This window comes from Bradyrhizobium sacchari (genome assembly GCF_002068095.1).
GTDB classification, from domain to species: Bacteria; Pseudomonadota; Alphaproteobacteria; order Rhizobiales; family Xanthobacteraceae; genus Bradyrhizobium; species Bradyrhizobium sacchari.
Window position 1 is genome coordinate 748264 of record NZ_LWIG01000007.1, and the last position, 25460, is coordinate 773723.

Here is a 25460-nt window from a genome sequence, read left to right on the forward strand (position 1 = left end):
TTTGGCTACAAGCAGAAGCATTCCGGGGACTCGCGCTACGAGCGCCCCGGAATGACGAACGCTACGTCGCCACCGCCCCGTTCCCCGCCGTCTCCAGCCGGAACGCCGCCGCGAATAGCGCACGCGTGTAGTCGGTCTTCGGGTTCTTGAACAACTCGGCCGCCTGGCCCTCCTCCACCACCTTGCCGCCGCGCATCACGATGAGGTGGCTGGCGAGCGAGGCGACGACGCGCAGATCGTGCGAGATGAACATGTAGGTGAGCTCGCGCTTGCGCTGGAGCTCGCGCAACAGATCGACCATCTGCGCCTGGAACAGCATGTCGAGCGCGCTGGTCGGCTCGTCCAGCACGACGAAATCCGGTTCCAGCACCACCGCCCGCGCAATCGAGATGCGCTGGCGCTGGCCGCCGGAGAATTCGTGGGGATAGCGGTAGCGGGTATCCGCCTTCAGCCCGACATCTTCGAGCGCCTTGACCACGCGCGCCTCGCGCTCCTCCTGCGACAGCTTCGGCTGGTGCACCGACAGACCCTCGGCGATGATGTCGGCGACCGACATACGCGGACTGAGCGAGCCGAACGGATCCTGGAACACGATCTGCATGTCGCGCCGGAACGGCCGCATCTCCTTGAAGCGCAGGCCCTGGATGTCCTTACCGAGGAAGACGATACGGCCGTTCGAGGAGATCAGCCGCAACAGCGCCAGCCCCAGCGTTGTCTTGCCCGAACCGGATTCGCCGACGACGCCGAGGGTCTCCCCCCTGCGCACGGCAACGCTGACGCCGTCGACCGCCTTGATGTGACCGACCGTCTTGCGCATCAGGCCGCGCTTGATCGGAAACCACACTTTCAGGTCATTGGCCGACATCACCACCGGCGCATTCGGCTGCGGCGGGGCCGGATCGGGCTTCGGCTCGGCCGCGAGCAGATCGCGCGTATAGGGATGCTTCGGGGACTTGAAGACCTGCTCGACCGGCCCCTGCTCGACGATCACGCCGCCTTTCATGACGCAGACGGTGTCGGCGATGCGGCGAACGATGCCGAGATCGTGGGTGATGAACAAGAGGCTCATGCCGAGCCGCGAGCGGATCTCGGCGAGCAGCGCCAGGATCTGCGCCTGCACCGTGACGTCGAGCGCCGTGGTCGGCTCGTCCGCAATCAAGAGGTCCGGTTCGTTGGCGAGCGCCATCGCGATCATCACGCGCTGGCGCTGGCCGCCGGAGAGCTGGTGCGGATAGCTCTTCAGCCGCGTCTCGGGGTCCGGAATGCCGACCTGCGTCAGCAGCTCCAGCGTCCGTTTGCGCGCCTCGGCATTGCTGGTCGGATTGTGCAGCTGGATGATCTCGCCGATCTGCGCCTCGATCGTGTGCAGCGGATTGAGCGAGGTCATCGGCTCCTGGAAGATGATGGAGATGTCGCTGCCTCTGATCTCCCGCATCTGCTGTTCCGACTGGTCGATCAACTCCTGCCCCTTGAAGCGGATGCTGCCCGAGGGATGGGAGGCGCTGGGATACGGCAGCAGCTTCAGGATCGACAGCGCGCTGACCGACTTGCCGGAGCCGGATTCGCCGACCAGCGCGACGCATTCGCCACGCTTGATCTGGAACGAGACCTTGTCGACCGCGAGCGTGGTGGCACCGCCCTGGTGGAAGGCCACCGAGAGGTCACGCACGCTGAGCAGGGGCTGGTTGATTGCGTCCATGGGCTACCTGAACGTCTTGCGCGGATCGAAGGCGTCGCGCACGGCTTCGCCGATGAAGATCAGGAGCGACAGCATGATCGCGACCGAAAAGAAGCCGGTGAAGCCGAGCCACGGGGCCTGCACATTGGCCTTGGCCTGCGACAGCAGCTCGCCAAGCGAAGGCGATCCCGGCGGCAAGCCAAAGCCCAGGAAGTCCAGCGCCGTCAGCGTCATCACCGAAGAGGAGACGATGAACGGCAGGAACGTCATGGTCGCGACCATCGCATTCGGCAGGAGATGCCGGAACATGATGATCTTGTTCGATACCCCCAGCGCGCGCGCAGCCTGGATGTATTCGAAATTGCGCCCGCGCAGGAATTCCGCGCGAACGACCCCAACGAGAGAGACCCAGGAGAACAGCAGCATGATGCCGAGCAGGACGAAGAAGCCCGGCACCAGCACCGACGAAATGATGAGGAGCAGATAGAGATACGGAATCGCGCCCCAAATCTCGATGAAGCGCTGGAAGATGAGGTCGACCCAGCCGCCGAAATAGCCCTGAACGCCGCCCGCGGCCACTCCGACGATCGAGGATATGATGGTGAGGCAAAGACCGAACAGCACCGAGATGCGGAAGCCGTAGATCAATCGTGCCACCACATCGCGCCCCTGGTCATCGGTGCCGAGCCAGTTATATTCGAGATCGCGGCAGCTCTTCAGCCCTTTCTTCTCCACGACGGGCTTGCACTGCTTTTCCGTCAGCAGCCAGGTCGGCGGCGAAGGCGCGGGTGTCGGCAGGTCGAGGTTGTGCGTCGAGTAGGAATAGCGGATCAGCGGCCAGATGATGGTGCCGCCCTTGTCCTTGATCAGCTTCTGCAAATACGGATCGCGGTAGTCGGCCGCGGTCTCGAAATCGCCGCCGAAGGTCGTCTCCGAATAGGTCACGAAGGCCGGCCAATAGAGACGACCGTCAAATTTGATCAGGAACGGCCGGTCGTTGGCGATCAGCTCGGCGAACAGCGACACCACGAACAGGACGATGAAGATCCAGAATGACCAGTAGCCGCGCCGGTTGGCCTTGAAGTTCTGCCAGCGCCGCTTGTTCAGCGGCGACGGCGCAAACGGCTTGCGCGTGATCGGCGCGGTCACGCCGAGCGGCGAGCCCGTGGTGGTTTCGATGGGGGTCGGGGCGGTCAGCGTCATCAGACCTCCCGCGCCGCGAAGTCGATCCGTGGATCGATCCACATGTAGGTGAGATCCGAGATCAGGTTCATCACGAGGCCGATTAGCGCATAGATGTAGAGGGTACCGAACACCACGGGATAGTCGCGATTGAGCACGCTCTCGAAACCGAGCAGACCAAGGCCATCGAGGGAAAAGATCGTCTCGATCAGCAGCGAGCCCGAGATGAAGGCGTGGACGAACGCGCCGGGGAAACCGGCCACGACGATCAGCATCGCGTTGCGGAAGACGTGGCCGTACAACACCTGCGTCTCGCTGCACCCCTTGGCGCGCGCCGTCATGACATATTGCTTGCGGATTTCGTCCAGGAACGAGTTCTTGGTCAGCAGCGTCATGGTGGCGAAGGCACCGAGTGCCATCGACACCAGCGGCAGCGTGATGTGCCAGAAATAGTCGATGATCTTCCAGTACCACGGGAATTGCGACCAGCCGTCCGAGGTCAGGCCGCGCAGCGGGAACCAGTTGAGGAAGGAGCCGCCCGCAAACAGGATGATGAGGAGAATGGCGAACAGGAATCCCGGGATCGCGTAGCCGACGATGATGATCGCCGAGGTCCAGGTGTCGAAGCGCGTGCCGTCCTTCACCGCCTTGCGGATGCCGAGCGGAATCGAGATCAGGTAAGTGAGCAAGGTCAGCCACAGCCCGAGCGAGATCGAGACGGGCAGCTTCTCCTTCATGAGCTGAAGCACGTTGACGTCGCGAAAATAGCTCTTGCCGAAATCGAAGCGGGCGAAATTCCACACCATCAGCAGGAAGCGTTCCGGTGCCGGCTTGTCGAAGCCGAACTGCACCTCCAGCTTCTTGATGAAATCAGGGTCGAGCCCCTGCGCGCCGCGATATTTGGAGTTGATGGCATCGCCGCCGGCACCGACCTGCCCCGGCGCGCGCTGCGCAAAATCGCCGCCGCCCGAGATGCGCGAGGTACCGCCGGTGTCGGCGCCGGAGAGCTGCGCGATCACACGCTCGACGGGGCCGCCCGGCGCGAACTGCACCACGACGAAAGAGACGAAGAGGATTCCGAGCAGGGTCGGGATCATCAGGAGAAGACGGCGGGCAATATAGGCGCTCATAGCTATTTCGCCTGTTCGAGCTTGGCAGCCTTGGCGCCATCGTACCACCAGATATCAGGAGCGCCGACGCCGTTGGCATAGCGCGGCAGTTTCTGGGGGTGGCCGAACTGATCCCAGTAAGCCAGCCGATGCGTCTTGTTGTACCACTGCGGCACCCAATAGCGGCCGGCGCGGAACAACCGGTCGAACGCACGGCAGGCGACGGTCAATTCCTCGCGGCTGTCGGCAGCCATGATCTTCTCGATCATGGCATCGATGGCCGGGCTGGCGACGCCCGCGAGATTGTACGAGCCTTTGGTGTTCGCGACCTGCGACGAGAAGAACGCACGCATGGCATCGCCCGGCGTCGCCGACATGCTGAAACGCTGGATGGTCATGTCGAAGTCGAATTCTTCCTGGCGTGCCTTGTGCTGCACGGCATCGACAACGCGCACGCTCGCCTCGATGCCGAGAGTGCCCAGGTTCTTGACGTAGGGCGCGTGGTGCGGCTGGAACGAGGGTTCGTCCAGCAGGAACTCGATCTTGAAGACCTCGCCGTTGGGAAGCACCCGCTTGCCGTCCTTGATCGGCACGCCGGCCTCGTTCAGCAATTGCTGCGCCTTGCGCAGCAGGCCGCGGTCCTGCCCGGAACCGTCGGAGATGGGCGGCGTGAACGGCGCCGCGAATACCTCGTCCGGAACCTGGCCGCGAAACGGCTCCAGCAGCTTCAACTCTTCCGGCGACGGAGGCCCGTCGCTCGCCATGAGGTCCGAATTCTGGAATGGCGAGACGGTACGGGCATAGGCCCCGTACATGATGGTCTTGTTGGTCCATTCGAAGTCGAAGGCATTGATCAACGCCTCGCGCACCCGCGGATCCTTGAATTTGTCGCGCCGCGTGTTGATGAACCAGCCCTGCGCGCCGGACGGCGTATCGTCAGGCACGACCTCCATCTTGACCCGACCATCCTTCACGGCCGGAAAGTCGTAGCGCGTCGCCCAGATGCGGGAGGTGAACTCCTCGCGGTAGAGATAGTTCTTGCCGGTAAACCCCTCGAAGGCGACGTCGCGATCGCGATAGAATTCGTAGCGCACGACGTCGAAATTGTAGCTGCCGCGGCAGACCGGCAGATCGGCGGCCCACCAGTCCTTCACCCGCTCGTATTCGATGTAGCGATTGACCTCGAACCTGCCGACCTTGTACGGGCCCGAGCCGAGTGGGATCTCCAGCGACGACTCGTCGAACGGGCGGGACGCATAATACGCCTTCGAGAAGATCGGCAGGCCCGCGACGTAGAGCGGCACGTCGCGCGCACGCCCTTTCGCGAAGGTGACGACCAGCGTCACATCGTCGAGAGCTTCCGCGCTGACCATGTCGCGCATCTGCACGATGATCAGCGGATGTCCCTTCGTCTTCAGCGAGGTCAACGAAAACGCCGCATCGTGCGCAGTAAGCTTGCTGCCGTCGTGGAATTTCGCCTCGGGCCGCATCGTGAAGCGATAGACCAGCTTATCCGCGGATATCTGCACGGATTTGGCGGCAAGCCCGTACATCGCGTCGGGCTCGTCATTGGCGCGCACCATCAGCGGCACGAACGTCATGTCCATGCCCTGCGCGCCGTCGCCCTTGAGGATGTAGGCGTTGAGCGAGTTGAAGGTCTGGTAGGACTGGTTGTACGCCTTCACCGACGGAATCAGCGAGAATGTGCCGCCCTTCGGCGCATCGAGATTGACATAGCCGAAATGACGGAAGTCGGCGGGATATTTGAGATCGCCGAAGGCGGAGATGCCGTGGGCTTCGGGGGGCCCTTCCGACGCAGCCGCGCCGCGCGACAGGGCGGCGCCGAGCGCACCGCCGGCACCCAGGACCAGCACATGCCGGCGTGAAAGCTGTGCCATGCGGAAGGTATCCTTCACGACTTCTTTGCGATCCGTGCCGCCTTGTCTGCGTCGTACCACCAGATGAACGGGAATCCGGACTGACCGTATTTGGGCAATTCCGAGGGCCGGCCGAAGCGATCCCAGCGCGCGGTGCGCACCTTCGTATAGGTCCACTGCGGCACGACGTAATGATTCCACAGCAGCACGCGGTCGAGCGCCTTGGTGGCCGCAACGAGATCGTCACGATCCCTGGCGAAGATCAGCCGTTCGATCAGCTTGTCGATGGCCGGATTCTTGATGCCGGCAATATTGCGCGAGCCGGCGATGTCGGCGCTCTTCGAGGACCAGAACTCGCGCTGCTCGTTGCCCGGCGATTGCGACTCGCCCCAGGAGTTGGTGACGACGTCGAAATCCCAGTCGCGCGTCCTGTTCTCGTACTGGGTCGGGTCGACCGTCCGCACGTTGACGGCGATGCCGAGCCGTTCCAGCGACGGCTTGTAGAACAGCGTGATCCGCTCGAAGCTTGGATCCTGGTTCAGCAATTCAATCGAGAACTGGGCGCCGGTCTTGACATCGATCAGCTTGCGGTCGCGCACCTCATAGCCGGCCTCCTTGAACAGGCGCAGCGCCTCGCGCAGATTATCGCGCACGGCTTCCGGACTGCCGCCGACCGGATTGGCGTAGGCCGTCGTGAACACTTCCGGAGGGACTTCGGCGCGGACGGTCTCGAGAATCTCGAGCTCCTTGCCCTGCGGCAATCCGGTCGCCATCAGCTCGTCGATGCCGTCGAAATAGCTGGTAATGCGCTTGTACTGCCCGAAGAAGATCTGCTTGTTCATCTCCTCGAAGTCGAACGCGTAGTTGAGTGCGCGACGCACGCGCGGATCGCTGAACTTGGCGCGGCGCAGGTTCGGCACGAATGCCTGCATGACGCCCGAGCTGCGATTGGCGAATTCCTCGAGGATCACTCGCTTTTCGGTGACGGCCGGGAAATCGTAGGCCGTCGCCCAGCTCTTCGCGCTGTTCTCGGTGCGCCAGTCGACCTGATCGGCCTTGAAGGCCTCGATCGCCACGGTGGCGTCGCGGAAGTACTCGTAGCGCAGCTCGTCAAAATTGTTGCGTCCGACATTGGAGGCGAGGTCGCGCCCCCAATAATCCTTGACGCGCTCCAGCGCGATTGAGCGCCCGGCGGCGAATTCCCTGATCTTGTAGGGGCCGGAGCCAAGCGGCGCTTCGAGCGTGGTGGTGGAGACATCGCGCTTGCGGCCCTGCGCGTCCGTCCCTTCCCACCAATGCTTCGGCAGCACGATGAGCTGGCCGACGATCTGCGGCAGCTCGCGGTTGCCCGGCGCGTCGAACACGAACTTCACGTCGCGCTCGCCGACCTTCTCCGCCTTCACCACATGGCTGTAATAGGCCGAATACATCGGGTGGTACTTCTTGAACGAATCGAGCGAGAAGATCACGTCCTCGACGGTAACGGGCTGACCGTCGTGCCATTTGGCCTGCGGCCGCAAACGATAGGTGACGAAGGAGAAATCGTCGGGGTGGCTGACGGCTTCGGCCAGTGCGCCATATTCGGTCGAGACTTCGTCGAGCGAAGGCGTCAGCAGGGATTCGTAGATGAACGCGACCGCTCCGGAAACCTGGCCCTTCACCCCCGAGACGACGATGTTGAAATTGTCGAACGTGCCAACGGCGATCTGGCGCGCGACCCCGCCCTTGGGCGCTTCCGGATTGACGTAGTCGAAGCGCTTGAAGTCGGCTGGATACTTGACCTTTCCAAACAACGACAAAGCATGACGCCAAGTCAGCCCATTGGAAGGCAGCTCGCTCGCCGATTGCGCTGCTGCTTGGCCGATGACGGGAACACCCGCCACGGAACCGAGGGCGGGGAGCGCTGCGGCCGCAGTGCCGGTGAGCAGGAGTTCGCGTCGGGTAATGGCCAAATCAATAGTCCTGTCTTGAAGGAGACTACTCCTTTAAGGTCCCAATATAGGCGAGGTTTCGACGGAATATGTTGCTTTTTCCTCATGTTGGAAGGCCGGACAGCCTCCCGGATGCGGCCAAACGCCCCGATAACGAGCCCGCGAGGCCCGGATAAGGAAACGGCCAGGCTTTTCAACCTGGCCGCATCTTCCAAGATCGATTTTTGAAGGTCTTACTTCGAGGCCGTTGGGAGCGGCTGCGGATGCTCTGACAGCGAATTCAGATAGGCGATGACGTCGGCGCGCTCGGAATCCTTAGGAATACCGGCGAAGCCCATCGCGGTGCCCGGGATGAAGCCCTTCGGATTGGCGATGAACTTGTTGAGGTCGTCGAAGGTCCAGGTGCCGCCCTTGCCCTTCATCGCCGCCGAGAAGTTGAAGCCATTACGGCCCTCGCCCCGCTTCTCGCCGACGACGCCATAGAGATTCGGACCGACGCGATTCGGACCGCCCTTTTCGAAGGTGTGGCAGGCGCCGCACTTCTTGGCGGCGGCCGCGCCCTTCTCGACGGAGGCGGTCTGGAGCAGCTTTTCGATCGGCTCGGAGGAGGCCGCGGCGGCGCCGCCTTCCTTGCCGTGGCCGGCGTCTTCCTTCACCGCGATCTCGAACCCCGGCTTTGCCGGCATTTTGGGGGAGAACAGTGCCTGGGCGGTAAAGCTCGTCACCAGCAGAATGAGACAGGTGCCGAGCACGGCACCAAGAATCTTGTTCAGTTCGAAAGAGTCCATTTCCGGCCAGGCCCCACACCGCAAGAAGGAAACAGCGGCCCAAGCGGCCGCCAGGACGAGCCTCGGGAGAATCAGAACGTTCCTTGTCGTTTCCCCGAGTTTTGCCATTGAGATATCGGTTTGCCCGGGGTCTGGCAACCCGTATAAGCGACCCCGCTTCAAACCCGTCCCCACCCGATTTCTCGGCGCGGAAAACGCTCCGTTTCCAGGCCCTTGAATCCAGGCCCTTGAACCCAGGTCCCTGAACCAATGACCGATCCCCGCATCCTGGTGCTGATACCGGCCCGTATGGCCGCCACCCGTCTGCCCGGCAAGCCGCTCGCCGATATCGCGGGCCTGCCGATGATTGTGCACGTTCTGCACCGGGCGGAAGCCGCGGGTATCGGCCGGGTCGCGGTGGCCACCGACACCGATGAGATCGCCTCGGTCGTGACGGCCCATGGCGGCGAGGCCGTGATGACCAGCCCCGATCACCCCTCCGGTTCGGACCGCATCCACGAGGCCATGCAGAAGCTCGATCCCGAGGGCAAAGCCGAGATCGTGATCAATCTCCAGGGCGATTTCCCGACCATCACGCCGGCATCCATCCGCGAGGTGCTGCCGCCCTTTGACGATCCCGGGGTCGACATCGTCACGCTGGCCTCACAGATCCATACCGAGGAGGAAGACCTCGCGCCGAGCGTGGTGAAGGCCATCGGCTCGCCGATCGGGCCGAGGCGGTTGCGGGCACTATATTTCACCCGCGCCACAGCCCCCTACGGCAACGGACCGCGATACCACCACATCGGTCTTTATGCCTATCGCCGCGCCGCGCTGGAACGATATGTCTCCCTGCCGCGCTCCCCTCTCGAGATTCAGGAAAGTTTGGAGCAACTGCGGGCGGTGGAGGCCGGCATGCGCATCGACATCATGATCGTCGACAGCGTGCCCCGCGGGGTCGACACGCCGCCCGACCTCGAAACCGCCCGCAGCATCCTTTCCAAATCCTGAGCCGCTGCTACAAGGCCGACCAGGAGCACTTCAAGACATGAGCAAGATGAAGATCGCATTCCAGGGCGAACCCGGAGCCAATTCCCATATCGCCATCGTCGAGGCTTATCCCGACGCCGAGCCGATGCCCTGCGCCACTTTTGAAGACGCGCTGTCGGCGATCTCATCGGGCGAGGCCGATCTCGGCATGATTCCTATCGAAAACTCGGTCGCGGGCCGCGTCGCCGACATCCATCATCTCTTGCCGGCCTCCGGCCTGTTCATCATCGGCGAATGGTTTTTGCCGGTCCGACACCAACTGATGGCGGTGAAGGGGACCAAGCTCGAAGACATCAAGAGCGTCGAGAGCCATGTCCATGCGCTCGGCCAGTGCCGGCGCATCATCCGCAAGCTCGGCATCAAGCCGATCGTGCACGCCGACACTGCCGGCAGCGCCCGAGACATCTCCGAGCGCAAGGACAAGACCGTCGCCGCGATCGCCTCGCGCCTTGCCGCCAAGATCTACGGCCTCGACATCCTCGCCGAGGACATCGAGGACGAGGCCCACAACACGACGCGCTTCGTGGTGCTGGCGCGCGAGCCGAAATGGGCCGCGCAGGGCTCCGGCCCCCTGGTCACCACTTTTGTATTTCGCGTGCGCAACCTGCCCGCAGCGCTCTACAAGGCGCTCGGCGGCTTTGCCACCAACGGCGTCAACATGACCAAGCTCGAAAGCTACATGGTCGACGGCAATTTCTTCGCCACGCAGTTCTACGCCGACGTCGACGGTCACCCCGAAGACAAGGGTCTTGCTTTCGCGATCGAGGAGCTGAAATTCTTCTCACGCGAATTCCGCATCGTCGGCGTCTATCCCGGGCATCCGTTCCGAGCGACGTTTAGCGAGGCGCAGGATTGATACCGTCGTTCCGGGGCACGCGTAGCGTGAACCCGGAACCTCGAGATTCCGGATTCGATGTTCCGCATCGCTCCGGAATGACGGTGATGATTAAGCCGCCCGCTTCGCCAGCCCAAACGCCTCCGCCAGCAGCGAATACGATTTCTTCCGCGCCTCGTGATCGTACACGGCGGTGATCACCATCAACTCGTCCGGCTTGCTGGCATCGATCAGCGGTTGCAGCTTTTTCTGCACCGTCGCCGGATTTCCGACGAACAGGCGCGAACGGTTGCGGGCGATCGAGGTGCGCTCCGAGTCCGTATAGGGATAGGCCAGCGCCTCCTCGACGCTCGGCAGCGGCAGATATTGGCCGCGGTCGCGGCGGAGGCGGTTGAGGTCGAACGACGTCGCGAGCTTTTCGGCCTCCTGGTCCGTCTCCGCCGTGATGACGGCCACTGCGAGGATCGCATGCGGGCTCGCGCGCCAGGCCGAGGGCTGGAAGCGGTTGCGGTAATGCACCATCGCATCGATCGCATCGTGGGATGCGAAATGATGGGCGAAGGCGAAGCCCATGCCGACTTGCGCGGCGAGTTCAGACGAATAATCGCTGGAGCCGAGCAGCCAGATCGGCGGCAGCTTGGTGTCGTCGGGCATCGCCACGACGTTGTTGTAGGGATGTCCTGACGGGAATTCCCGCGTCTCCCACAGGATCAACTCGTGCAGCCGCTCCAGGAAATCGTCGCCCTCGCGGCGGTCGAGCCGGCTGCGCAGCGCGTAGGCTGTGGCGCCGTCGGTGCCGGGGGCGCGGCCAAGTCCGAGATCGATGCGGCCGGGAAACAGCGCCTCCAGCATCTTGAAGCGCTCGGCCACGACCAGCGGCGCGTGGTTGGGCAGCATCACGCCGCCGGAGCCGACTCGGATGTGCTTCGTCACCGCCGCGATCTGCCCGATCATCACGTCGGGCGCGGGACTTGCGACCGAGGCGAGGTTGTGGTGCTCGGCGAGCCAATAGCGGACATAGCCGAGGCCATCGACATGCCTCGCCAGATCGATGCTGTTGCGCAGCGCCGCGGCAGGCTTTGTGCCTGTGGTGACGACAGAGAGGTCAAGGACCGAGAGCGGGATCATGGCGCGTTAACGTAGTGAAGGGCGCCGCCGCGGCAATGGGTTGGCTGCGCAGGTCTGGCGTGTGCAGAGGCCGCGCCTGTGCACGGCTGAGCTAACGATATTGGGACAAAGGCAGCGAGAGACATATTGACTTCAAGCTGCCCAACGCTACTTGACGGGTAATATATAACCTAAAAATCGACTACCACTATATAATAAATGCAGAATTATCGACGCCGTCAACGTCCCACCTGAGCGCGAAAATGTCATAAAATTCCACGCCACTCAGGGATAGTGGGCCACTTCCCATTTCCGATGGGCTGTCGGGGAGGCAACCTTTGTCTTATCTTACGCGCTCCCAAACTAGACCTGACGGCCGGCTACGAAGACCTGGCGGGATCCTTGCAGTGAGTGGTGCCATGACTGACTTGACGACGCCTGCGACAGCCGACCGGCAAGACGGGCACCTGAAGCGGCCTGCGATCTCCTTCGAGTTCTTTCCGCCCAAGTCCGAGGAGATGGAGCGCAATCTCTGGGAGACCATCAACCGGTTGGCCCCGCTCGACCCGAAATTCGTCTCGGTGACCTATGGCGCCGGCGGCTCGACGCGCGAGCGCACCCATTCCACCATCGCGCGCATCCTGAAGGAAACCGCGCTGCTGCCGGCCGCGCATCTGACCTGTGTCGGCGCCTCGCGCGGCGAGATCGACGAGATCGTCGACCGCTATCACGAGGTCGGCGTCCGCCACATCGTCGGGCTGCGCGGCGACCCGGCCGGCGGCATCGGCACGCCCTATTCCAGCCATCCCGACGGCTACCAGAGTTCTGCGGAGCTTGTGGCCGGCATCAAGAAGCGGCACGCGGATATCGAAGTGTCAGTCTCGGCCTATCCCGAGAAGCACCCCGAGGCGCGCGACTTCGACGCCGATCTCGACACGCTGAAGGCCAAGGTCGATGCCGGCGCGACGCGCGCGATCACCCAGGTGTTCTTCGATAACGACTTTTACTTCCGCTATCTCGATCGCGTCCGCGCGCGCGGCATCGACATTCCGGTCGTGCCGGGCATCATGCCCATGCACAATTTCAAGCAGGCGCGCAATTTCGTCACCCGGAACGGCACCACCGTGCCCGACTGGCTCGCCGCGAAATTCGAGGGCCTCGATAACGACGCCGAGACCCGCAAGCTGGTCGCCGCGACCGTCGCGGCCGGCCAGGTGCAGAAGCTCGCCAAGCATGGCGTCGACACCTTCCACTTCTACACCATGAACCGCGCCGATCTCGTGTTCGCGATCAGCCATTTGCTCGGCATTCGCGCCAAGAGCGCCCAGAAGGCTGCGTAAGAGACAATGACCGTACCCGTTTCCGCCAAGCGAACTGCCCTTATCAACGTCGCGCGCGAGCGCATCCTCGTGCTCGACGGCGCCATGGGCACGATGATCCAGAACCTGCAGTTCGACGAGGCCGCCTTCCGCGGCGAGCGCTTCAAGAACTTCCATCGCGACCTGCGCGGCAACAACGATTTGTTGATCCTGACCCAGCCGCAGGCGATCGAGGACATCCACGCCGCCTATTTGCGCGCCGGTGCCGACATCGTCGCGACCAATACGTTCTCGACGACATCGATAGCACAGGCCGATTACGACCTCACCGACATCGTCTACGAGATGGCACGCGAAGGCGCCCACCTTGCTGGCAATGCCGCCCGCCGCGTCGAAGCCGAAGACGGCAAGCCTCGCTTCGTTGCGGGTGCCATCGGCCCCACCAACCGTACCGCCTCGATCTCGCCCGACGTTTCCAATCCCGGCTATCGCGCCGTCACCTTCGACGATTTGCGCAAATCCTATGGCGAGCAGATCCGCGGCCTTATCGACGGCGGCGTCGATCTCTTGCTGGTCGAGACCATCTTCGACACGCTCAACGCCAAGGCGGCGCTCTATGCGATCGCCGAGATCACCGAAGAGCTCGGCATCGACATGCCGGTGATGGTGTCGGGCACCATCACCGACAAGTCCGGCCGCCTGCTCTCGGGGCAGATGCCGGAAGCGTTCTGGAATTCGGTGCGGCATGCAAAGCCGATCACCATCGGCTTCAACTGCGCGCTCGGTGCAGAAGATCTGCGCGCGCACATCGCCGATATCGGCCGCGTTGCTGATACGCTCGTCTGCGCCTACCCGAACGCCGGCCTGCCCAACGAGTTCGGCCAGTATGACGAGACGCCTGAGTACATGGCGCGCCTTGTCGGCGAATTTGCCCGCGACGGCCTCGTCAACATCGTCGGCGGCTGCTGCGGCACCACGCCGGACCATATCGCCGCGATCGCAGCGGCCGTTGCTCCGCACAAGCCGCGCATCGTGCCGGAGATCGAACCGCGCCTGCGGCTCTCCGGCCTCGAGCCGTTCGTGCTGACGGATGCCATTCCCTTCGTGAACGTCGGCGAGCGCACCAATGTCACGGGATCTGCGCGGTTCCGCAAGCTGATCACCGCCGGCGACTACACCGCCGCGCTGCAGGTCGCGCGCGACCAGGTCGAGAACGGCGCGCAGATCATCGACGTCAACATGGACGAGGGCCTGCTCGATTCCGAAGCGGCGATGGTGACGTTCCTCAACCTCGTCGCCGCCGAGCCCGACATCGCCCGCGTCCCCGTGATGGTGGACTCCTCGAAATTCTCGGTGATCGAAGCCGGCCTGAAATGCGTGCAGGGCAAGCCGGTCGTCAACTCGATCTCGATGAAAGAAGGCGAGGAGAAGTTCATCCATGAGGCGAAAGTAGCCCGCCGCCATGGCGCGGCCGTGGTGGTGATGGCGTTCGACGAGGTCGGCCAGGCCGACACGTTCGCGCGCAAGACCGAGATCTGCAAGCGCGCCTACGACATCCTGGTGAACAAGGTCGGCTTCCCGCCCGAGGACATCATCTTCGATCCCAACATTTTCGCGATTGCGACCGGCATCGAGGAGCACAACAATTACGGCGTCGACTTCATCGAGGCGGCGCGCTGGATCCGCCAGAACCTGCCGGGTGCGCACATCTCGGGCGGCGTCTCCAACCTGTCGTTCTCGTTCCGCGGCAACGAGCCGGTGCGCGAGGCCATGCACTCGGTGTTCCTGTATCACGCCATCAAGGCCGGCATGGACATGGGCATCGTCAATGCCGGGCAGATGATCGTCTATGACGACATCGACCCCGAGCTGCGCCAGACCTGCGAGGACGTCGTCCTCAACCGCGATCCCGGCGCGTCCGAACGGCTGCTGGCGCTCGCCGAGAAATTCCGCGGCAAGAAGACCGAATCCAAGGAAGCCGATCTGGCCTGGCGCGAATGGCCGGTGGCGAAGCGCCTGTCGCATTCGCTGGTGCATGGGATCACCGAATTCATCGAGCAGGACACCGAGGAAGCCCGCAAGAGCTCGTCGCGCCCGCTCGACGTGATCGAGGGACCGCTGATGGCCGGCATGAACGTGGTCGGCGATCTCTTCGGCGACGGAAAAATGTTCCTGCCGCAGGTGGTGAAGTCCGCGCGCGTGATGAAGCAGGCCGTTGCCTACCTCATGCCGTTCATGGAGGAGGAGAAGGCGCGCAACCTCGCCAGCGGCATCGGCACCGAGGGCTCCTCGTCCGCCGGCAAGATCGTGCTCGCGACGGTGAAGGGCGACGTCCACGACATCGGCAAGAACATCGTCGGCATCGTGCTCCAGTGCAACAATTTCGAGGTCATCGACCTCGGCGTGATGGTGCCGGCCGCAAAGATCGTCGAGACCGTGAAAGCGGAGAAGGCCGACATCGTCGGTCTCTCCGGCCTGATCACGCCTTCGCTCGACGAGATGGCATTCTTCGCCGGCGAACTGCAGCGCGAGGGCCTGAAGCTGCCGCTGTTGATCGGCGGCGCCACGACCAGCCGCGTGCACACGGCGGTGAAGATCGACCCGAGCTATCGCGCCGGCCCCGTCGTGCATGTCAACGACGCCAGCCGCGCCGTTGGCGTTGCCTCCTCGCTGCTCTCGCCCGAGAAGCGCGAGGCCTATGCTGCCGAGGTGCGTGCCGAATACGCCAAGATCTCGGAGGCGCATCTGCGCGCGCAGGCGGACAAGAAGAGGCTGAAGCTCAGCGATGCCCGCGCCAACCGCGTGCCGGTCGACTTTGCCAAGAGCAAGCCGGTGAAGCCGACCTTCCTCGGCACCCGCAGCTTTGACGCATACGACCTCGCCGAGCTCGTGCCGTATATCGACTGGACGCCGTTCTTCCAGACCTGGGAACTCGCGGGACGCTTCCCCGCCATTCTCGACGACGCCAAGGTCGGCGAGGTCGCGCGTTCGCTCTATGACGATGCGCGCAAGATGCTCGACACCATCGTCAAGGAGAAATGGTTCCGGGCCCGCGCGACGATCGGTTTCTGGCCGGCGAATGCGCAAGGCGACGACATCGTGCTCTATGCCGACGAGAGCAGGACCAAGCAGATCGCGACGCTGCACACGCTGCGCCAGCAGCTCGAGAAGCGGGAGGGCCGCTTCAACGCCGCGCTCGCCGACTTCATCGCGCCTGCCGGCGTGCCCGACTATATCGGTGGCTTCGTCGTCACCGCAGGCATCGGCGAGGACGCCGTCGCCGACCGCTTCAAGATGGCGAACGACGATTACTCCTCGATCCTGTGCAAGGCGCTGGCCGACCGTCTCGCGGAAGCCTTCGCCGAGCGCATGCATGCCCGCGTGCGCCGCGAGTTCTGGGCTTACGCACCTAGCGAGGCGCTTTCCAACGACGAGCTGATCCTCGAGAAGTACCAGGGCATCCGCCCCGCCCCCGGCTATCCCGCGCAGCCCGATCACACCGAGAAGGCGACGCTGTTCGAGCTGCTCGACGCGGAAGCGACCGCAGGCGTGAAGCTGACCGAGAGCTTTGCGATGTGGCCGGGCTCATCGGTCTCCGGGCTCTATTTTGCAAACCCCGAGAGCTACTATTTCGGCGTCGGCAAGATCGAGCGCGACCAGGTCGAGGACTACGCCGCGCGCAAGGGCATGAGTGTGGCGGAAGCCGAACGCTGGCTCGCGCCGGTGCTCAACTACATCCCGTCCCAGCAGAACAAGGCCTTCGCGGCGACGCCGGCGAACGACGAAGCGTCGAACGACCTCGCTTCGCATCCGCCGGGCTGCACCTGCGCGGTGCATCTGGTCTGGCAGAAGAAGCGCGCGGGCGCGGGTTAGCGGCACCTTCCAAAACAAAAATGCGAAAACAACCCCATGCACAGTAGAATGGGGTTGAAAGGCTTGGGGAATTTTACGCCGCCGGGAAACTTGCTCCGTCGGGCAAAACACCTGTATCTTTCTATCATCGCCCCCGCGCCGGTTTCGCAATCCGCCCGCCCGACAAATGTGTTCGATGCCCCGCCAGGGCGTGAATGCGTGAAGCCACCACCGAGGCTTACGCGGGCAGAGACGCGCTGACGGCTCCCCGTTCGGGGGCCATCTTTTGCCCAAGGACATATCTGCAAGTGACGTTGCTGCGCTCCAGCAGCCAATGAACGCCAACCGGGATGACCACGGCTGCGAGCGCCAGGACGTACCGATTGCCAATGAACGCGTCGCCCTGCTTCAGAATGAGAGCGTGCAGGAACATGATCGTGATGGACGCCCGGCCGATGACGCTGAAGGCGTCCCCGATATACGGCACACGGTCGAGGTACGCGTTGCCGGCAAGCCAACACACACTCAAGGAGACGGCTGCAATCAGGTTCACAGGGTTTCCGATTTCGAGAGTCTTCATGTCGAAGACGCCGACAAAGGGGAGGCTGGCTGCCCCTGTGGCTGCGCAGACGACCGCGATCAGGAACCGCCTCTCCCTTTGCTCAGCGAGCAGGCAACCGACCCACAGGAACACGACGGCGATCGGAACGCTCGCGATTCCCTGTGGAGACGGCGATCCCGGCCTTTCGATCAACGCGACGACGGCCAGGCCCGCGACAACTGCCGCAACAGGCCAACTGATCGGCTTCCAGATTGAGGTCAGGAAGTTCAGTGCGACCAGGGAAAGCCAGAGGCATCCAACGAACCAGAACGCCGCATAGGCCCCAAAGAGGCTCGTACCGCCATAGAAGAAACGAAGCACAATCTGCTTCGGCGCGGCCAGACTCAATGACGGCGCTATGCCGCTCACCGTGGAAACGGCATTGTCAAGGCTCAGCACCACAATGAAGAACACGACATATGGCAGCATCAACGACCTGGTTCGGCTTATCGAATAGGACCAAGGCTCGCGAGGCCGGAACAAGATGCCGCTCACGATGAAGAACATCGGCATATGGAAGAGATAAATCCAGAATTTTGCCTCGGCGAACTGATGCATGTGCCCGATGACAACGAGCAGCATGCCGCTGCCGCGCGCACAATCGAGATCGCGGAGCCTGGACCCCGCGCCGGAAAACTTGATGTCGCCCATTGAAACACTCTCGCCACGGCGCACCGCGACAACTGGAAACATCAGCGTGAGTTCCGGGAACAGCGTCAAACAACAGTCTCATCCTCCGCGGAGAGTTCCATCGCCGAGGTAAGAGGCTCACCCCTTCGGTGATATCAACGGCTGCGTGACTCCCTCGTTGAGCCACGGCGGGCAGGTCGCTCATTCGGGCTCCAGAAGATCGAGCGCACAATCGATGCGAGGACTGATGCCGGGCTGCAACTTTGCTCAACAGGTCGCACTCGCCGGAACCCTCCGCTTGTGAACTCGATCACCTGTCCGCTCAGCCTCGATTGGATACTCTCTCGGCCTACTACCTTCAAACCGATGGCTGGTTTGGGATCGAAGATATGAAGCAGTTCATTGGCACTGTTCGTCGCCGCGATCGCCCCCGGCGTGCTACGCACGATTGCCGCGGCGGACTGTCCGAAAGGCTACGTGCCATGCGGCGAACGAAATCAGTTGTGCTGCCCGGGGAAGTAAGAAGCCGCAAATGGCTCTGGCTCGGCAGCGGCGTGTTCGTCGCGATCGGCCTGTCATGATCACAGCCTGGATCGGATTCCCGCGCAAGAAGCAGACGATCACGGCCATCCTCTCCGAGGACCGGTTATTTCGAGGTCGTCCCGCCCAGCACGTTCGGCGGCCCCGGCACGATCAACACGATCGAATATCTGAGCAACGGCGGGCTGGAGCTACACCCGACCTGTGATGTCGACCCTGCGATCCTGACCGGCAAGATCCAGAAATATCCGACGATGGAGCAGGACCTCAAGCAGTCGCTGGAGAAGTCTCCGCGCAGGCCAGGGACAAGCTGTCCGCCGTCGCCCGCATGGAGCAGGTCGACTCGATCCACCTCAAGCTCGAAAACGCCAACATTTTGTTGATTTCCGACGAAGCGCTGATATCGACCCGAAACGCATTGCTGAAGGCCGAGTGCGATGACACGATCACCCAGAACATCTCGAGCGGCGGTGTCGTGTGCCAGACGCGGTCCGTGCTGGAGGCTGATGTCGTCTACGAGATCAAGTACCACAACAAGATCTCGATGGAGGAGCGCGCCAAGCTGACGTCCGAGATCGCAGCGAAGCTCGACCTCGACGCTCACCAGGGCGCGGACGACAAGGTCTCCGGCTCGCAATTGTTCTTCGGCATCAGGCTGTCGCCCAATCCGATCGTCCTGAAAAAACCGCGGCGAGCGAGATCAAGCCCTGTACGCGGAAGTAGGATCGACGCGGCGGTTCACCCCTTTGGGGGTGCCAGCGGCTGCACGATCACCCGGAACGGCGGCAGCGCTTCGCAACGATCGGCATGCGCGCTGAGCGCCGGATAGCGTGCGGCATCGAATAGCTGCGGATGCGCCTCGCGGGTGAAGCGGACGACGCAGGCGACTGCAATGTCGGCATGGCCGATGCGATCTCCCAGCCAGTACGGCGTCGTCACCCTGGCGCGCTCGGCCTCCAGCACGCCGAGGACGTCCGCGATCTGCGCCTGGCAGCGCTCGACCCACAGCGCAAGCTGCTCCTTCCGCAGCACGCGCTCATAGAGCAGGCTGACCGCCTTGTCGCCGAGGCCGGAGGCAAGCGCACAGATGCGCAGGTGCTTGCGCCGCGCAGCGCCGCTGCGCGGGAGCATCGCCTTCCCCTCGCCGACGAGTTCGTCGAGATAGTCGAGGATGATCGTGCTCTCGATCAACGCCTCGCCGTCATCGAGCACCAGGGTCGGCACGCGGCGCAACGGGTTATACGGCGCGATCTTGTCGGCATCGCCGAAGGTCGACCACGGCCTGTGCTCGAAGGCGAGCCCGTAAAGCCGCAGCGCAATCGCGACGCGACGCACGAAGGGGGAATCATATTGGCCGATCAGGAACATGGTTCTCGCTCTTCTCAATATTGGATAAGGCAGGGACAAGGCACGGCCGGTCAGTCTCCACGACCGGTTCGGCACGGCGCAACAAATATCTCGGAATGGAGCATTGCATCGGCTGCAACGACGCCCGGGACGGGCCTCACGCGCGACACGCTCAAAGGCCGGCTCAAAGATCGTCCTGGATCGAGCGCTTGATCGCGGCGATGGCCGTCTCGTTGCGCTTGTACATCGTCCACTGCTTGATCCGCTTGGCGCGCACCAGCTTGGCGGCCATCAGCACCCGCATGTGCTCGCTCACCGTCGGCGCGCTGACGCCGAGCTTTTCGGCGATCAGCAATCCGCAGACGCCGTCCTCGACCAGATCGCCATCGGCCTGCTCGCGAAAATGTCGCCGCGGATCCCGCAGCCATTCCAGGATCTGCAGGCGGCGTTCATTGGCGAGCGCGCGCAGGGCGAGGGCAAATCTCATTTAGCCATTTTGCTAATTAGCTAATTGATGTCAACGCTCCCTTGCGCTATCCTGGATGCCATCATGGCAGCGACAGTGGACATCAATCGGGAGCGGATTGCGGCGACCGAGGCGGTCATTCGTCCGCATATCAGGCGCACACCGCTCATCCAGGCCGACCTCGCCGATTTCGGCCCGCCGGCGACGCGCGTCACGTTCAAGCTCGAGATGCTGCAGCATTCCGGATCGTTCAAGGCGCGCGGCGCTTTCGCCAATCTGCTTTTGCGGCAGGTGCCGGAGGCCGGCGTCGTCGCGGCATCCGGCGGCAATCACGGCGCGGCCGTCGCCTATGCGGCGCAGCAGCTCGGCGTTCCCGCCACGATCTTCGTGCCCGATATCACCTCACCGGCCAAGGCCGAGCGCATCAGCGGCTATGGCGCAAAGCTCGTGATCGCGGGCAACCGCTACGCCGATGCCCTTGCCGCGAGCGAGGCGCATGTCGCGCAGACCGGCGCGCTTGCCGTCCATGCCTACGACCAGGCCGAAACTCTGCTCGGCCAGGGCAGCGTCGGCCTGGAGCTAGAGCAGGACGCGCCCGACATCGACACGCTGCTGGTGGCGGTCGGCGGCGGCGGACTGATCGGCGGCATTGCGGCCTGGTACGCCGGCCGGACGCGCGTCATCGCGGTCGAGCCGGAGCAATCGCCGACCCTGCACGCTGCGTTCGAGGCGGGCGCTCCGGTCGATGCGCCGGCCGGCGGTGTCGCCGCCGACAGCCTCGCGCCGCGACGCGTCGGCGCATTGATGTTCCCGATCGCGCGCGCCCATGTCGAGCGCGTCGTCCTCGTCAGCGACGAGGCGATCCGGCAGGCCCAAGCCGCGCTGTGGTCGCGCCTGCGTCTCGTCGCCGAGCCCGGCGGCGCAGCCGCGTTTGCCGCGCTGCTGTCCGGCCGCTATCATCCCGCGGCCGGCGAGCGCGTCGCGGTCCTGGTCTGCGGCGCCAACACGACGGCGGTGAATTTCGACAGCTAGTTGCGGGGGGTGCATGATCAAGTCGGGCGCCATTTTCCTGACGTTGATCCTGCCTGGATTGTCCCCTGGTCGCGTTCAAGCGCAGGGCCGTCCTATCGGCTTTCTGACGCCGTCAAAGAACATCGTCTGCCAGTTCTTTACCGATAACGGTCAGGCCAATGATAGAAGCGTGCTCCGCTGCAACATCATGAACATGGAGAGCCGCCCGCGCCGACCGGCCGATTGCGAGCTGGACTGGCGCCACGCTTTCAAGATGAGCCGAACGATTGTGGCGCCTCGCCCCCTATGACCTTCGGAACCGATGCTCGCGCGGTCCTGTGATCCCGGAGCAGCAGATCGAATGAAGCTCAAAGGCAGCGTCATATTCCGTCATTGCGAGCGCAGCGAGGCAATCCAGAATCTCTCCGCGGGAGAGAGCCTGGATTGCTTCGTCGCAAGAGCTCCTCGCAATGACGGTGAGGATGCAGCCGTGCACTACTCGATAACAGGCACGTGCTTCGCCGCATCGCGCGGGGCGGTGCCGTCGAGGCGCGGGTCGTCGGCAATCTCGATCTGGCGGCGGAAGGGGCGGAAGCCGGAGCGCTGGTAGAAGGCGACGGCGGCGGGATGATCGAAGGTGCAGGTGTGCACCCAGACGCGGCGGAGGTTGTGTGACCATGCGAGGTCCAGCGCGCGGTTCATCAGGAAGCGGGCGGCGCCGGTGCCGATCAATCCTGCAGTAACGCCGAAATAGACCAGCTCGCATTGGCCGGGTTCACGGAAGTCCAATTCCAGCAGGCCTTCGTCGCGGCCGTCCACGACGAGCGTGTAAATCTCTATTCCCGGTGCGTTGATGATCGCGGCGAGCTCCGTGTCGGTCATGCGTGCGCGCGAGAACCACAGCCACTCCTCGCCGACGCGGCGGAAGAGATCGCGGTACCAGTCAAGTGCGGGTGCGTCGATTTTCGCTAGGCTCCAGGCGCCCGGCGGGTCGTCACGGCGCGCGGGCGGCGCGGTCATTTCGAGATGCGTGACGACGGCGGCGATCTTGCCGGCGGGGACGTCGGAGTAGCCGTCGGGGAGGATCATTCTTGCTTGCTCCGCTTCGTTGCGCGCGAGTCCATTTTCGATCCAAGGAGCGACGACGCGCTGCATTCCGTGATTGCGAGCGCAGCGAAGCAATCCATAATCTTTCCGCGGAGACGGCCTGGATTGCTTCGTCGCAAGGGCTCCTCGCAATGACGGTGGAGGCAGCTCTCGATGCGAGGACGGAGGACGCGCCTACCCCTCCCCCTCGTCGCTCGCGAGCACGCCTTTCACCGCGCGGGCCCAGCCGGCGAGCTTTCGCTCGCGCGTGGCTTCGCTCATGTTGGGCTTGAAGCGGTGCTCGAGGCGCCAGTTGTCGGCAAACTTCGTCGGCTCGGGATAGACGCCGGCGTTGAGGCCGGCGAGATAGGCGGCGCCGAGCGCCGTGGTCTCCTGGATCACGGGCCGATCGACCGGCGCGTTGAGGAGATCGGCGAGGCGCTGCATGGTCCAGTCGGAGGCGGTCATGCCGCCGTCGACGCGCAGCACGACGCTGGCGGTCTCCGAGCTCGGCCAATCCGCGCGCATCGCGGCCCAGAGATCGAAGGTCTGGTAACAAACACTCTCCAGCGCGGCATGAGCGAGCTCGGCGGGACCAGTGTTGCGGGTGAGGCCGAACAGCGCGCCACGCACCCGCGGATTCCAGTAGGGCGCGCCCATGCCGACAAAGGCGGGGACGAGATAGACGCTCTGCATGGAGTCGGACTGATCAGCAAGAGGTCCGGTTTCGGCGGCGTGCTTGATAATGCCGAGGCCGTCGCGCAGCCATTGCACCGCGCTGCCCGCGACGAAGATCGAGCCTTCGAGCGCATAGGTTCGCTTGCCTTCGAGCTGGTAGGCGACGGTGGTGAGCAGCTTGTTCCTGGAGACAACCGGTGTCGTGCCGGTGTTGAGCAGCGCGAAGCAACCGGTACCGTAGGTCGATTTCATCATGCCCGGGCGGAAGCAGGCCTGACCGATCGTCGCGGCCTGCTGGTCGCCGGCGATGCCGGAGATGGCAATGGCGCCGCCGAACAGATCGGGCGTGCTCTCGCCGAAGCGGGCGGAAGAATCCTTCACCTCGGGCAGCATCGAGCGCGGCACACCGATGATCTCGAGCAGCTCGTCGTCCCACTGACCGGTGTGGATGTTGAACAGCAGCGTGCGCGAGGCGTTGGTGGCGTCGGTGGCGTGCACCTTGCCGCCAGTGAGGCGCCAGAGCAGGTAGCAGTCGATGGTGCCGAACATCAGCTCGCCGCGCGCGGCGCGGGCGCGGGCGCCGGGAACGTGGTCAAGGATCCAGGCGACCTTGGTGCCGGAGAAATAGGGATCGATGATCAGGCCGGTCTTCTCGGAGATCACCGGCTCGCGGCCTTCCGCTTTCAGTTTCGCGCAGATGTCGGCGGTGCGGCGATCCTGCCAGACGATGGCACGGTGCACGGCCTGGCCAGTGGCGCGGTCCCAGACCACGGTGGTCTCGCGCTGGTTGGTGATGCCGATGGCGGCGATGTCCTTTGGCTTGATGCCGGCATGCTCGATCGCCTCGCGGCAGACCATCACGGTCGAGGTCCAGATGTCCTCCGGCTCGTGCTCGACCCAGCCCGAGGCCGGGAAATGCTGCGGAAACTCGGCCTGCGCCTTCGCCGCGATGGAAATGTCGCCGCGAAACACGATCGCGCGCGAGGAGGTGGTGCCCTGGTCGATGGCGAGGACGAAAGACATGGCGGCTTACCTTCGCGTTTCTCTTGGCGTTTCCCTGACGGGGTCGTTGAATCGGGCCAAAGAAACGGGATTGCCGGCTAGAGGTCAAGGCGGCTGTCCCACCCTCCCCTGAAGGAGGAGGGTCGATCGCGCGCAGCGCGAGCGGGGTGGGGTGAAGCCACAAAGGCGATCTCTCGTTGTCTCCAGAAGGGCTTTAGTCGCGCACTCGGAAGCACCGCGATCGCGGATGGTCTGTCACCCCGCCCCGCTACGCATTGCGCTTCGCTTCGTGCGTAGCGACCCTCCCCTTGGCCGGGCAGAAGAAGTCGACGACATAAGAACCAATCGGCGCTTGGCGGCGGAAGTGCGAGCCGGCCATGGGAAGTTCTTTGAGGGCACGCCATAATGTCCGCTCGTAGGGCGTTGTGTTCGCTCTCAACTTCTTTGCAGCCGCGCGTCGGATTGATGTTGAGACTTGTGTGGCTTCACCCCACCCCGCTCGCGCATCGCGCGAGCGACCCTCCCCCTCCAGAGGAGGGTGAAGTGAAGCGCTTTCGCGGCGCGGTTGCAAGCACTGAGAGCTACACCGCCGCCGTCGTCACGCCGCCGTCGATGACGATGGTCTGGCCGGTCATGAAGCTCGAGGCATCCGACGCAAGATAGGCTACGGCGCCGGCGATTTCATCGGGTTCCCCGATGCGGCGCAGCGGTGTGGTGGCGGTGCGGCGCTTGAGCATGGCTTCGTCTTCCCAGAGCGCGCGGGCGAAATCGGTTTTGACGAGGCCGGGCGCGATGCAGTTGACGCGGACGCCTTTCGGGCCCCATTCGCCGGCGAGACTGCGGCACAGCGCGAAATCGGCGGCCTTGGAGATGCCGTAGGCGCCGATCACGGTGGAGCCGCGCAAGCCGCCGATCGAAGAGATGATGATCACCGAGCCGTTGCCGCGCTCGGCCATTTGCGGGATCGCGAGCGCAGAGAGCCAGATGTTGCTCTTGACGTTTGAGCCCATGATCTTGTCAAAGGCTTCGTCGGTGATGTCGAGCAGCGGGCCGTAATACGGGTTGACGGCAGCGTTGCAGACAAGGATGTCGATCTTGCCGTAGTGCTTCGTCGCGCCGGCAATCAATGCCTCGACCTCGTTCCTGCGCGCGATGTTGCAGGGGATGACGATGGCATCCCCGCCGGAAGCGTTGATGCCGTCGGCGACCTCCTTGCAGGCATCCGCCTTGCGCGAGGACACCACGACCTTGGCGCCCAGCTTGGCGAGGAGTTCGGCGGAGGAACGGCCGATGCCGCGGCTGGAGCCGGTGACGACGGCGACCTTGCCGGTGAGATCGAACGGGGTGTTCTTCATTGTTGTCGGCCTCGCTGTTTCCGCCTGTTTCCTCGTC

Annotated in this window: 21 protein-coding genes; 7 read left to right on the plus strand and 14 right to left on the minus strand. The window is 63.7% G+C overall.

Features of this window, described 5'->3' with window-relative positions; all coding sequences use genetic code 11:
* Positions 1-61 precede the first annotated feature (61 nt).
* The 6 genes from A5906_RS10010 to A5906_RS10035 form a co-directional block, all read right to left on the minus strand.
* On the minus strand, positions 62-1699 hold the full coding sequence (locus A5906_RS10010; protein WP_080135017.1) for an ABC transporter ATP-binding protein: 1638 nt from the start codon (positions 1697-1699) through the stop codon (positions 62-64).
* A gap of 3 nt (positions 1700-1702) precedes the next feature.
* Positions 1703-2881: an ABC transporter permease gene (locus A5906_RS10015; protein WP_080135018.1), complete on the minus strand. Its 1179-nt coding sequence runs from the start codon at positions 2879-2881 to the stop codon at positions 1703-1705.
* On the minus strand, positions 2881-3990 hold the full coding sequence (locus A5906_RS10020) for a microcin C ABC transporter permease YejB (protein ID WP_080135019.1): 1110 nt from the start codon (positions 3988-3990) through the stop codon (positions 2881-2883). The genes A5906_RS10015 and A5906_RS10020 overlap by 1 nt, the downstream gene beginning before the upstream one ends.
* 2 nt (positions 3991-3992) lie before the next feature.
* On the minus strand, positions 3993-5867 hold the full coding sequence (locus A5906_RS10025; protein WP_080135253.1) for an extracellular solute-binding protein: 1875 nt from the start codon (positions 5865-5867) through the stop codon (positions 3993-3995).
* Between the two features lie 14 nt (positions 5868-5881).
* On the minus strand, positions 5882-7798 hold the full coding sequence (locus A5906_RS10030; protein ID WP_080135020.1) for an extracellular solute-binding protein: 1917 nt from the start codon (positions 7796-7798) through the stop codon (positions 5882-5884).
* A gap of 212 nt (positions 7799-8010) precedes the next feature.
* Positions 8011-8565: a c-type cytochrome gene (locus A5906_RS10035; RefSeq protein WP_080135021.1), complete on the minus strand. Its 555-nt coding sequence runs from the start codon at positions 8563-8565 to the stop codon at positions 8011-8013.
* A 249-nt stretch (positions 8566-8814) separates the two neighbouring features.
* Here A5906_RS10035 and A5906_RS10040 point away from each other — a divergent pair, with 249 nt between their 5' ends.
* Positions 8815-9555: a 3-deoxy-manno-octulosonate cytidylyltransferase gene (locus tag A5906_RS10040; RefSeq protein WP_080135022.1), complete on the plus strand. Its 741-nt coding sequence runs from the start codon at positions 8815-8817 to the stop codon at positions 9553-9555.
* A gap of 37 nt (positions 9556-9592) precedes the next feature.
* On the plus strand, positions 9593-10450 hold the full coding sequence (locus A5906_RS10045) for a prephenate dehydratase (RefSeq protein ID WP_080135023.1): 858 nt from the start codon (positions 9593-9595) through the stop codon (positions 10448-10450).
* 90 nt (positions 10451-10540) lie between these two features.
* Here A5906_RS10045 and A5906_RS10050 read toward each other — a convergent pair whose 3' ends face one another.
* Positions 10541-11557: an LLM class flavin-dependent oxidoreductase gene (locus A5906_RS10050; RefSeq protein ID WP_080135024.1), complete on the minus strand. Its 1017-nt coding sequence runs from the start codon at positions 11555-11557 to the stop codon at positions 10541-10543.
* A 398-nt stretch (positions 11558-11955) separates the two neighbouring features.
* Between A5906_RS10050 and metF the strand changes: the two genes are divergently transcribed.
* Both metF and metH read left to right on the plus strand, forming a co-directional pair.
* Entirely contained in the window at positions 11956-12876 is a 921-nt protein-coding gene (metF, locus tag A5906_RS10055; RefSeq protein WP_080135025.1) for a methylenetetrahydrofolate reductase [NAD(P)H], read from the plus strand.
* Positions 12877-12882: 6 nt separating this feature from the next.
* Positions 12883-16728: a methionine synthase gene (gene metH / locus A5906_RS10060; protein WP_080135026.1), complete on the plus strand. Its 3846-nt coding sequence runs from the start codon at positions 12883-12885 to the stop codon at positions 16726-16728.
* A gap of 217 nt (positions 16729-16945) precedes the next feature.
* On the opposite strand, the gene A5906_RS10065 is transcribed toward metH, so the two are convergent.
* Entirely contained in the window at positions 16946-18028 is a 1083-nt protein-coding gene (locus A5906_RS10065; RefSeq protein ID WP_080135027.1) for an acyltransferase family protein, read from the minus strand.
* 778 nt (positions 18029-18806) lie between these two features.
* On the opposite strand from A5906_RS10065, the gene A5906_RS44180 reads away from it, so the two are divergent.
* Positions 18807-19307: a hypothetical protein gene (locus A5906_RS44180; protein ID WP_245326655.1), complete on the plus strand. Its 501-nt coding sequence runs from the start codon at positions 18807-18809 to the stop codon at positions 19305-19307.
* Here the strand turns inward: A5906_RS44180 and A5906_RS10075 are convergent.
* Together A5906_RS10075 and A5906_RS10080 are read right to left on the minus strand one after the other, a co-directional pair.
* Positions 19217-19846, minus strand: coding sequence for a glutathione S-transferase family protein (locus A5906_RS10075; RefSeq protein WP_080135028.1), 630 nt, complete (start codon positions 19844-19846; stop codon positions 19217-19219). The genes A5906_RS44180 and A5906_RS10075 overlap by 91 nt on opposite strands.
* Positions 19847-20009: 163 nt before the next feature.
* Positions 20010-20312 carry an ArsR/SmtB family transcription factor gene (locus A5906_RS10080; protein WP_080135029.1) on the minus strand — a complete coding sequence of 101 codons (303 nt, stop codon included), beginning with the start codon at positions 20310-20312 and terminating at the stop codon, positions 20010-20012.
* Between the two features lie 63 nt (positions 20313-20375).
* Here A5906_RS10080 and A5906_RS10085 point away from each other — a divergent pair, with 63 nt between their 5' ends.
* Together A5906_RS10085 and A5906_RS10090 are read left to right on the plus strand one after the other, a co-directional pair.
* Positions 20376-21323: a threonine/serine dehydratase gene (locus tag A5906_RS10085; protein ID WP_245326656.1), complete on the plus strand. Its 948-nt coding sequence runs from the start codon at positions 20376-20378 to the stop codon at positions 21321-21323.
* A gap of 13 nt (positions 21324-21336) precedes the next feature.
* Entirely contained in the window at positions 21337-21612 is a 276-nt protein-coding gene (locus A5906_RS10090) for a hypothetical protein (RefSeq protein ID WP_245326657.1), read from the plus strand.
* 185 nt (positions 21613-21797) lie between these two features.
* Here the strand turns inward: A5906_RS10090 and A5906_RS10095 are convergent, their stop codons facing one another.
* The 4 genes from A5906_RS10095 to A5906_RS10110 form a co-directional block, all read right to left on the minus strand.
* Positions 21798-22391: a GNAT family N-acetyltransferase gene (locus tag A5906_RS10095; RefSeq protein ID WP_080135254.1), complete on the minus strand. Its 594-nt coding sequence runs from the start codon at positions 22389-22391 to the stop codon at positions 21798-21800.
* 192 nt (positions 22392-22583) lie between these two features.
* The gene (gene glpK / locus A5906_RS10100; protein ID WP_080135031.1) at positions 22584-24089 is read right to left on the minus strand and encodes a glycerol kinase GlpK; all 1506 of its coding nucleotides are present in this window, start codon (positions 24087-24089) and stop codon (positions 22584-22586) included.
* 247 nt (positions 24090-24336) lie between these two features.
* Positions 24337-24639, minus strand: coding sequence for an endonuclease domain-containing protein (locus A5906_RS45945; RefSeq protein WP_283807677.1), 303 nt, complete (start codon positions 24637-24639; stop codon positions 24337-24339).
* A gap of 10 nt (positions 24640-24649) precedes the next feature.
* Positions 24650-25423 (minus strand): SDR family NAD(P)-dependent oxidoreductase, encoded by a 774-nt coding sequence (locus tag A5906_RS10110; RefSeq protein WP_080135032.1) that lies wholly within the window; start codon positions 25421-25423, stop codon positions 24650-24652.
* Between the last annotated feature and the right edge of the window lie 37 nt (positions 25424-25460).

Bases quoted from the DNA above. Each gene is read 5' to 3' on its own strand.
- A5906_RS10010 (WP_080135017.1), bottom strand. From the start codon at position 1,699: ATGGACGCAATCAACCAGCCCCTGCTCAGCGTGCGTGACCTCTCGGTG.
- A5906_RS10015 (WP_080135018.1), bottom strand. From the start codon at position 2,881: ATGACGCTGACCGCCCCGACCCCCATCGAAACCACCACGGGCTCGCCG.
- A5906_RS10020 (WP_080135019.1), bottom strand. From the start codon at position 3,990: ATGAGCGCCTATATTGCCCGCCGTCTTCTCCTGATGATCCCGACCCTG.
- A5906_RS10025 (WP_080135253.1), bottom strand. From the start codon at position 5,867: ATGGCACAGCTTTCACGCCGGCATGTGCTGGTCCTGGGTGCCGGCGGT.
- A5906_RS10035 (WP_080135021.1), bottom strand. From the start codon at position 8,565: ATGGACTCTTTCGAACTGAACAAGATTCTTGGTGCCGTGCTCGGCACC.
- A5906_RS10040 (WP_080135022.1), top strand. From the start codon at position 8,815: ATGACCGATCCCCGCATCCTGGTGCTGATACCGGCCCGTATGGCCGCC.
- A5906_RS10045 (WP_080135023.1), top strand. From the start codon at position 9,593: ATGAGCAAGATGAAGATCGCATTCCAGGGCGAACCCGGAGCCAATTCC.
- A5906_RS10050 (WP_080135024.1), bottom strand. From the start codon at position 11,557: ATGATCCCGCTCTCGGTCCTTGACCTCTCTGTCGTCACCACAGGCACA.
- metF (WP_080135025.1), top strand. From the start codon at position 11,956: ATGACTGACTTGACGACGCCTGCGACAGCCGACCGGCAAGACGGGCAC.
- metH (WP_080135026.1), top strand. From the start codon at position 12,883: ATGACCGTACCCGTTTCCGCCAAGCGAACTGCCCTTATCAACGTCGCG.
- A5906_RS44180 (WP_245326655.1), top strand. From the start codon at position 18,807: ATGGAGCAGGTCGACTCGATCCACCTCAAGCTCGAAAACGCCAACATT.
- A5906_RS10075 (WP_080135028.1), bottom strand. From the start codon at position 19,846: ATGTTCCTGATCGGCCAATATGATTCCCCCTTCGTGCGTCGCGTCGCG.
- A5906_RS10080 (WP_080135029.1), bottom strand. From the start codon at position 20,312: ATGAGATTTGCCCTCGCCCTGCGCGCGCTCGCCAATGAACGCCGCCTG.
- A5906_RS10085 (WP_245326656.1), top strand. From the start codon at position 20,376: ATGGCAGCGACAGTGGACATCAATCGGGAGCGGATTGCGGCGACCGAG.
- A5906_RS10090 (WP_245326657.1), top strand. From the start codon at position 21,337: ATGATCAAGTCGGGCGCCATTTTCCTGACGTTGATCCTGCCTGGATTG.
- A5906_RS10095 (WP_080135254.1), bottom strand. From the start codon at position 22,391: ATGATCCTCCCCGACGGCTACTCCGACGTCCCCGCCGGCAAGATCGCC.
- glpK (WP_080135031.1), bottom strand. From the start codon at position 24,089: ATGTCTTTCGTCCTCGCCATCGACCAGGGCACCACCTCCTCGCGCGCG.
- A5906_RS10110 (WP_080135032.1), bottom strand. From the start codon at position 25,423: ATGAAGAACACCCCGTTCGATCTCACCGGCAAGGTCGCCGTCGTCACC.